The sequence below is a fragment of the Limimaricola pyoseonensis genome, from assembly GCF_900102015.1.
GTDB lineage: Bacteria > Pseudomonadota > Alphaproteobacteria > Rhodobacterales > Rhodobacteraceae > Limimaricola > Limimaricola pyoseonensis.
Window position 1 is genome coordinate 20,831 of record NZ_FNAT01000016.1, and the last position, 8,639, is coordinate 29,469.

Annotated in this window: 7 protein-coding genes, 1 tRNA gene, 1 rRNA gene and 1 pseudogene; 8 read left to right on the forward strand and 2 right to left on the reverse strand. The window is 64.8% G+C overall.

Annotated features, from left to right (window positions below):
• The 8 genes and pseudogenes from BLT43_RS18455 to BLT43_RS18490 all read left to right on the forward strand — a co-directional run bounded on the left by BLT43_RS18455 (nucleotide 1) and on the right by BLT43_RS18490 (nucleotide 8,337).
• Nucleotides 1-462 (forward strand): GNAT family N-acetyltransferase, encoded by a 462-nt coding sequence (locus BLT43_RS18455; protein WP_090115320.1) that lies wholly within the window; start codon nucleotides 1-3, stop codon nucleotides 460-462.
• Nucleotides 463-519: 57 nt separating this feature from the next.
• Nucleotides 520-1,458: a sugar kinase gene (locus BLT43_RS18460; protein ID WP_090115328.1), complete on the forward strand. Its 939-nt coding sequence runs from the start codon at nucleotides 520-522 to the stop codon at nucleotides 1,456-1,458.
• A gap of 81 nt (nucleotides 1,459-1,539) precedes the next feature.
• Nucleotides 1,540-2,473: pseudogene (locus BLT43_RS18465) on the forward strand (IS5 family transposase).
• A 73-nt stretch (nucleotides 2,474-2,546) separates the two neighbouring features.
• Nucleotides 2,547-3,197 (forward strand): hypothetical protein, encoded by a 651-nt coding sequence (locus BLT43_RS18470; RefSeq protein ID WP_090115322.1) that lies wholly within the window; start codon nucleotides 2,547-2,549, stop codon nucleotides 3,195-3,197.
• A gap of 338 nt (nucleotides 3,198-3,535) precedes the next feature.
• Nucleotides 3,536-3,733: a helix-turn-helix domain-containing protein gene (locus BLT43_RS18475; RefSeq protein WP_090115323.1), complete on the forward strand. Its 198-nt coding sequence runs from the start codon at nucleotides 3,536-3,538 to the stop codon at nucleotides 3,731-3,733.
• 167 nt (nucleotides 3,734-3,900) lie between these two features.
• Nucleotides 3,901-5,607: a tyrosine-type recombinase/integrase gene (locus tag BLT43_RS18480; RefSeq protein WP_090115324.1), complete on the forward strand. Its 1,707-nt coding sequence runs from the start codon at nucleotides 3,901-3,903 to the stop codon at nucleotides 5,605-5,607.
• A 1-nt stretch (nucleotide 5,608) separates the two neighbouring features.
• Complete coding sequence (locus BLT43_RS18485; RefSeq protein WP_090115325.1) at nucleotides 5,609-6,682, forward strand: tyrosine-type recombinase/integrase; 1,074 nt, start codon at nucleotides 5,609-5,611, stop codon at nucleotides 6,680-6,682.
• Entirely contained in the window at nucleotides 6,679-8,337 is a 1,659-nt protein-coding gene (locus BLT43_RS18490; protein WP_090115330.1) for a recombinase family protein, read from the forward strand. The genes BLT43_RS18485 and BLT43_RS18490 overlap by 4 nt, the downstream gene beginning before the upstream one ends.
• Here BLT43_RS18490 and BLT43_RS18495 read toward each other — a convergent pair.
• A tRNA-Met gene (locus tag BLT43_RS18495) sits at nucleotides 8,294-8,370 on the reverse strand. The two genes, BLT43_RS18490 and BLT43_RS18495, sit on opposite strands and share 44 nt — an antisense overlap.
• 90 nt (nucleotides 8,371-8,460) lie before the next feature.
• Nucleotides 8,461-8,575 (reverse strand): 5S ribosomal RNA (gene rrf / locus BLT43_RS18500).
• Nucleotides 8,576-8,639 lie beyond the last annotated feature (64 nt).

Here is an 8,639-nt window from a genome sequence, read left to right on the forward strand (position 1 = left end):
ATGGGTCTCGATAGGGTTTCGATCCGCGATGCGACAACCGCCGACATCGATGCCGCCGCGGATATCGCGCGGGCGTCGCGGAGGCATTTTCTGCCTTTCCTCTCGGACCTCCACACGCCCGAGCAGGACCGCATTTTCTATCGCCAAAGGGTCTTGCCGGCCTGTGAGGTCCGCGTTGCGCAAATCGGAACGCAAATCGTCGGCTTCATCGCCTTCAAGGCCGATTGGGTGGAGCATCTCTACCTGTCGCCGTCTCATGTTGGCCGAGGGCTGGGCACAATCCTTCTGGGCGAAGCTAAGGACCGGCACGATCGTCTCCAATTGTGGGTGTTCCAACAGAACACCGCGGCCATCCGGTTCTACGAAAGGAACGGCTTCCGTAGGATCCGCGAAACCGACGGCCTGTCCAACGAGGAGAAGACACCTGACGCACTGTATGAGTGGTGCAGATCGCGGGCATGACGCCAAGGAAAACTGGAGGCCCGGACCCCTCCGATTCCACCACGAGGATTGATGACGATGACCACCACCCGTTCCGAACCGGGCTCACGCATTCTTTCGATTGGCGAATGCATGGCCGAACTGGCTCCGACCGAAATCCCGGGTGAATATCGCCTCGGGTTCGCCGGAGATACGTTCAACACCGCCTGGTATTTGGCCCGCCTGCGACCCGATGCGACCGTGTCCTATTGCACCGCCGTCGGAACCGACACGCTTTCGAGCCAGATGCGCGCCGCATTTGGGGAAGCGGGCATCGACGACAGCCACGTTTACGCCCTGCCAGACCGGACGGTGGGGCTCTATCTCATCTCCCTCGATCGGGGAGAGCGCAGTTTCTCCTACTGGCGGGGCCAATCCGCCGCTCGACATCTGGCCGACGACCCGGAGGCGTTAGTGCGGGCGATGGACGCCGCCGACCTCGTCTACTTTTCAGGGATCACTCTGGCCATCCTCTCGCCCGCTGCGCGCCAGACCCTGCTGGAAGCACTGCGTAGGGCGCGTGCCGCCGGCAAGTGTGTCGCCTTCGACCCAAACCTGCGCCCGCGCCTGTGGTCCGAGATGGACGAGATGACCGATGCCATCATGGAAGGCGCCAGGGTGAGCGACATCGCCCTGCCGTCTTTCGAAGACGAGGCGCGTTGGTTCAGCGACTTGGATCCCGACGCGACTATAGAGCGATACCGTGCTGCGGGTGTCGGGACCGTGATCGTGAAAAACGGGAGCGAGCCGGTACATTACCACCGGGGCAGCGAAAGCGGGACCATCGCCGTGCCGCCACTGACGCATGTGGTCGATACCACCGCGGCAGGCGACAGTTTCAACGCGGCAATCCTTGACGGTTTGGATGGCACCCTGCCCTTGCGGGAAACCATTATGCGCGCTTGCCGGCTCGCCGGCCAGGTCGTCCAAGGAAAGGGCGCGCTTGTTTCGGTCGATCCCGTCGCCCTCACCTCGTAGCGCCAACACCCGCAAAAGGCTCTGTTGCGCAAGCAGACTGACGGGATTCATCTTTCGGAAGCAGCATGATAGCGGGCGCGCATGAGCAGCAGACCCAAGCCGCGAGCTACAAGACTAGGAACTGGGCTGATTATAATGCGGCGCTGAAGAAGCGTGGCTCCCTGACGATCTGGTTCGATCCCGACATGGTCTGGACGCCGCCCCCGAGCGTAAGGAGGGGCGCCAGCAAAGCTGGAGTGATGCCGCCATTCAAGCCTGCCTGACGATGAAAGTGCTGTTCGGAATGGCGCTCCGCCAGACGACGGGCTTTGTCGAAAGTCTCTTGCAGTTGATCGGCCTGTACTGGTCAGTGCCAGACTTCAGCACCCTATGCCGACGCCAGAAGGCGCTGGCTGTAGACATCGCCTATCGCGGTTCACTGGGTCCGCTGCACTTGCTGATCGACAGCACCGGGATCAAGGCAGAGGGGGAAGGCGAATGGCACGCGCGCAAACACGGCGGCACAAAGCGGCGCCTGTGGCGCAAGATCCTCCTCGGGATCGACGAGGAAACACTGGAGGTCCGGGCAGTCGAGATCACGGGGAGCCATGTCGGCGATGCCCCCATGCTTCCAGAACTGCTGAACCAGATCCCCGGCAGCCAAGACATCGGCTCGGTAACGGCAGACGGTGCCTACGATACGCGCAAGTGCCATGACGCAGTTGCAGACCGTGGCGCGCATGCGGTCATCCCGACTCGCAAGAACGCGAAGCCTTGGAAGCCTCGCACTGCCGGTGCGCTCGCGCGCAACGAAACGCTCAGGGCGTCTAAATACCTCGGCCGGTCCCTATAACGCCATTGGAGTGGGTATCACCGCCGAAGCCGCGTCGAGACGAAGATGCACTGTGTGAAGCTACTGGGCCAAAGCCTCATGGCGCGGGACTTCGACCGTCAGGTCGCCGAGATCCAGATCTGCATCGCCGTGCTCAACGGCTTCACCGCGCTCGGCATACCTGTGACAGAGGCCGTAGGATAAGTCCTTCTGGGGAAAGGGGCACGTCGGCCATCACCCATTTTGCGCAACATAGCCCCAATAGGAGACAACTGCGATGAATACGCTCGCGCTCGAACAGGTCCATGTGCGCTTTCGCTTCGCTCAACCGGACGTCGCCGCAGATGAGATAGGTCAGCTGTTGGAGGCGGTCTTCGGCCCTACAGATGGTGAGATAGCGTTCGTGTGGGCGTTCGCTGCAGACGAGGATCTCGATCCGACCGTCGAAGCAACACTGCTCCAGAGGGCTCAAATATCTGACGATCCGCTGGCCGCACTGTCGAGCACGCCCCTGCTCCGAACGCGCCTGAACGCATTGATGCGTCAGAGATGGGCGGCTCGAAACCTTCGGGCAAAGGGTGTGCCGGTCGACCTGTGCGGTCTGAAATGGAACGATCTGAGTATATTCAGCCGAGACATGGTTCGGGACGGCATCGCCCACCTCGAAGTTCTTGCCCGGCATCCGCGTCGACGCGGGCCTCGCCAGGACCATCTGCTGGACATGTTTCTGGACGATCTGGCCGAGATCTATGCCCGCCACACCGGCAGCACAGCCCATCAACTCGAGGCGCCGTCCTCTGAGACCAGCCGTTTCGTAAGGCTGGCGGTGGAGGTTCTGAGGCCGACAGGTCTCCTGGCGCAGCACTGTCCGGAAGCGGCAATAGCGCAGCGCTGGAAGCGGTATAAGCGCGCTCATTCTCAAGGTTAATCTGGCTACGACCTGCAGATCCTACGCAGTGGAGTGCATGTGAGATCTCCCGGAAGGTGCACAAGTAGTATGAAACGCAACCGCTTTCGTAATCATGTACTCCTGATCCCCTGACTTGCCCCTGCCACTCCTGACCTCCGAAGGCCGAGCACTCCGCCGGCCCCGATACGGAGCGCGGTTCAGGCCAATGGCACAACACTCCCGATCCAAGCGGCAATCTTCGAGACAGACCTCCGCTGCGGTGGACGGCTCGGAGCACCTGCGGCAGCTGGTCAGGCTTTTGGCCCGCCTGTCGGCCCAAGAGGCCTTTGCCGGCTCAGAAGCGATTGAGGATCAAGATGCGGAAACAGACTGATGTTGGAGCGCTGCAAGCGCTGCTCTCCCTGGCTGAGGTGTGCGGGATACTGCGGCTCTCGCCGAAGACGCTGCAGCGCCGGATTGCCGCCGGCGAGCTGCCGGTGATCCGCGACGGCCGGCGGGTGCATGTGCTTCCGGCCGACCTGCAGCGCTACATCGCGGCGCGGCGCAGCCAGTGACCTGCCATGACTTTCAAACACCTGATCTGGCTTATCTTTCCTAGAGCACGGGACAACATACCCCTCGGATCGAGCGGGGAAGAATGCGCTATGATGTCCCGAATCGCATCGGCTGATACCCCCCGACGTCCCATGACCGGACCTGATCACAACGGAGCTTCCCGACCATGAAGGATCTCATCTCCGACCTGCTCGCTCGGGACGCCCAAGTGCCGGCCGCCCTGCCCTGCGAGACGCTCGACGACGTCCGCCTCTGGGTGGAGCGCCAGCCGGTCTCTACGCGGCGCCGCGATGCCCTGTCGGCCTTCCGCTTTCTCTCCGAAACGGCCGGCCTCGATCTGACCGGTATTACGGCCCGACCGCGCGATCTGCGCGAGCTCTTCGCGGGCCTCAGCGCACCGAGGCTCGGGGTCAGCCCGAAGCGGTTGGCCAATGTCCGCTCCCTCGTCGGCCGCGCCCGCGACGAGGCGCAGGCGGCCGCCCGGCCGCGCGATCCGAGGCCCCCGATCGCTGCCGAATGGACTGCCCTGCTCGAGACCGTGCCATGGCGGCAGTATCGCTGGGGCCTGAACCGGCTCGCGCGCTACTGCACGCAGTGCGGCATTCAGCCGGAATGCGTCTCGGTCGACACGCTTGGCAGGCTGCGAACGCATCTCGAGCAGGAGAGTACCATCAAGAAGCCGCAGCTGATCCTGAAGCAGACCATTGCGTTCTGGAACCGCTGCCAGCGCGAGGTCGAGGGCTGGCCGGACATCCGCCTGTCCTCACCAACCAAACCCGAGACCTTCATGCTGCCGCTCGACGAGTTCCCGGAAAGTCTCGGCCGGGAGATCGACCTCTGGGCCAGTCGCATGCAGACCTCTGATCCGTTCGATCCGAAGACCCCGGTCCGCGCGATGCGGCCATCGACGGTGCAGAGCTACATCTTCACGATCCGCAAGGTGGCTTCGGCGCTGGTCCGTGACGGGCATCTCGACGTCGAGCAGGTGACCGGCCTCGACGTCCTGGTGGCACCACAGAACTTCAAGAACGGCCTGCGCCGGTTCGCCTCGACGGTCGACCGGAACTGCGCGCCTGAAACCGTGCACAAGATGGCGGTCCAGTTGCGCAGCATGGCCCGCAATTTGCTTGACCTCGACGAGGCACACCTCGCCGAGTTGGATGCGATCATCGGTCGGCTGGCGCCCAGGTCCGGACGCAAGATGGGCGCGCGCAACTTCGAGCGCCTGAAGCAGTTCTATGATCCGGACTTGGTGCAGCGCCTGCTGGGATTCCCGGACGAGGAGCTCAGGCGTGCCCTGAAGACCGGGAGCCCGATCCGCCGCGCCAAGGGCGTCGAACGGGCCCTCGCCATCGCGGTCGCGCTGCACACGGGGCTGCGGGTGAAGAACCTGCGCAGCCTGCGCCTCGACACCAATCTGGTGCGATCCGGCGACCGCCTGCTGGTCCGGCTCTCCGGGGGCGAGATGAAGACGCATGCGGCGCTCGAGATCGAGCTGCCCTCCGAAGTCATCACCCTGCTAGACCTCTTCGTTCGAGAGCATCGCTCTCTCCTGCCAGGCTCCGACGGGCCCTACTTGTTTCCCGGGGAGCGGGGCGGACCGCGGGGCTACCACGCCATGCGCGACGCGGTCAGCCGGCCGCTGCTCAAGCACGCCGGCATCGAGATCAACCCGCACCTCTACCGGCACGTGATCGCCAAGATCGTCGCCGAACGGCGGCCCGACCTGCTCGCCGACGTCAGCCGGCATCTGGGACACCGCTCGTTCAATACGACTTACCAGAGCTATCTCGGCACCGAAGGCCCCGCCGCAAGCCGCTGTCTGAACCGGCTGCTGGATGAGACCCGCCGCGATCCGCGACTGAAGCGCTGAGATGGCCGCCCCGCGCAAACATCTGGCCCAGAGCGACTGGCCCGAGATCGACCGACAGGCTTGGGCCGCGCTCTTTATCGAGGGTGATCTGTTCGACGATCGCGGTCCCGCCTGCCACTGGGCCTCGGCCACGCGCAAATCGAATGCGGCGCACTACGGACGCTGGCTGACCTGGCTGAACGAGACCGGCCAACTCGATCCCGCCCTGCACCCCGCCGACCGGCTGACCGAGGAGCGCGTTGCGGCCTACGGCCGCCACCTGGTGGCACGGTTGGCGCCGCGCACCATCGCGAGCTCGCTCATCGGGCTGAAATGCGTGGTGCAGCGGATGGCGCCCGATCGGGACTGGCGCTGGCTCAAGGATCTGACCAACCGGCTCGACAGCTGGGCGCCGCAAAGCGCCGCGTCCGGAGCGCGGATCCTGCCGGCCGGGGAGATCCTGCAGCGCGTGCTCGATGAGCTGCAGCCGTCGCTAGACAATACCTGCCCCTCGCCCGAACAGGCACTGCGCTATCGCAACGTGTTCATGATCGGCCTGCTCACCGTGTGGCCGATCCGGCTACGCAACTTCACGGCGCTGCAGATGTGGAAGCACGTGCTGCGGACAGGGACAGACTGGCGTCTCGAGATCCCGGGCGCTGAGACGAAGACCGGGCAGCCAATACGACTGGTCTTGCCTGAGCGGCTGCGCCTCTGTCTCGAGCACTACCTCGATCACGTGCGGCCCGCCTTGCCCGCACCCTGCGATCCGGCCGCCTTGTGGTCGGGCGCGCATGGCAAGCCGCTGGCACCGAACACCATCTATCAGGCGATCATGCGTGAGACGCAGCGACTCCTCGGCATCGCGATCAATCCGCACAGCTTTCGCAGAATCGCCGCGACCACGCTGGCCGAGAGCTCGGCCGAGGATGCGCTGCATGCCCGCCCGTTGCTCGGTCACCGCCTGCCCGAGACCACCGAAGCCCACTACATCCGCGCCCGGCAGCGCGAGGCCAGCCGCAAGGTTTCAGCGTTTTTCAGCGAGATCCGGCTGGCCGACCAAGCAGGCAAAAGAGAGGGAGGACGCTCCGCATGACCACCGGCCACCGCGTCGCGCTCTATGCGCGCTATTCCTCGGACAACCAGCGCGATGCCTCGATCGAGGACCAGCTGCGGCTTTGCCGCGAGCGGGCGGCGCGCGAGGGTTGGGAGATCATCGACGTCTATTCGGACCGATCGGTCTCGGGGGCCAGCCTGATCCGCCCCGGGGTTCAGGCCCTGCTGCAAGATGCCCGCGACATCCGCTTCGACATCGTACTCTGCGAGTCCCTCGACCGGCTGTCGCGCGATCAGGAAGATATTGCCGGTATTTACAAGCGCCTGAGCTTTGCGGGCCTTCGGATCGTCACCCTGGCCGAGGGCGAGATCAGCGAACGGCACATCGGCCTTAAGGGCACGATGGGCGCGCTCTACCTCAAGGACCTCGCCGACAAGACGCGGCGCGGGCTACGCGGCCGCGTCGAAGCCGGGCGCTCCGGCGGCGGCAACAGCTTCGGGTACAGAGTCATGAGGGATCTTGGCCCCGAAGGGCTGCCGGTCACCGGCGAGCGGGCTGTCGAGCCCACCGAGGCCCGGATCGTCGCGCGCATCTTTCGCGACTATGCCGGCGGGGCGTCTCCGCGGTCGATCGCGCATGCACTGAATGCGGAAGGGCTGCGGGGCCCGCGCAGCGAGGGCTGGAGCGCCTCGACGATCCATGGCAACCGGGCGCGCGGCACCGGCATCCTGAACAACGAACTCTATATTGGCCGTCTGGTCTGGAACCGGCTGCGTTACGTGAAGGACCCGGAGACCGGGCGGCGGGTGTCGCGGCTCAATCCGGAGAGCGCCTGGGTCGTCACCGAAGTCCCGGAGCTGCGGATCGTCCCGCAGGAGCTGTGGGACAGGGTGAAGGCGAGGCAGGGAAAATTGGAACTGCCCGAGCGCGGCAATCGGGGTCAGGCGCTGACCTCGAAGCGACGCGCCCGCTACCTGCTGTCGGGGATGATGCGCTGCGGGGCTTGTGGCGGCGGCATGTCGATGATCTCGGCCACGCATCTCGGCTGCTCGGGCGCGCGCAACAAGGGGATCTGCGGCAATCGCAAGACCATTGCGCGGCGCGAGGTCGAAGACCGGGTCTGCACGGTGCTGTCGACCCGGCTGATGGACCCGGAGCTCTTCGCGGTGTTCTGCGAGGAGTTCGTGGCCGAGACCAACCGGCTGCGCGCGGCGCAAAGCGGCTCGAAGGCCACGACCGAAGCGGAACTGGCAAAGGTAAAGCGCGACCTCGAGCGGCTGGTGCAGGCGCTGCTCGACGGCGTGCCGGCGGCCAGCGTGCGCGAGCGGATGCAGCAGCTGGAAGCCCGGCAGGTCGAACTAGAGCGGAAGCTGGAGGCCGCGCCGCCGGCTCAACTCGCCCTGCATCCGGACATGGCGAAGCTCTACCGCGAAAAGGTGGCAACGCTGCTCGATGCGCTCAATGCCGATGACAGCCGCGCCGAAGCAACGGAGATCCTGCGCGGGTTGATCGATAGCCTGGTGCTGACGCCGGGCGCGGAGGGCTACGCGATCGACCTCACCGGCGATTTGGCCGGGATCCTGTCGATGTCGTTGGGCACAAATGCAAAACCCGCCGTGGCGGCGGCCATGGCGGGTTTGCAAGTATCGTTGGTTGCGGGAGCAGGATTTGAACCTGCGACCTTCAGGTTATGAGCCTGACGAGCTACCGGGCTGCTCCATCCCGCGCCATGTCGCGTGGCCTCTGGCCCCTGTGGGGGTTTTGGAGGGCCGCGCCTTGTCATCGTATCAGAGAGAAGGGGCGATGTTTCTTTCTAGGTCTGGCGGTGACTTACTCTCCCACGTCTTGAGACGCAGTACCATCAGCGCAACGGCGCTTAACGGCCGAGTTCGGAATGGGATCGGGTGTTTCGCTCGTGCTATGGCCACCAGACCGAGGAAGAAACATCTGTTCGGTGGCCGACCGCCCGGGGGCGGCCTCGCGGCCATCGAGATTT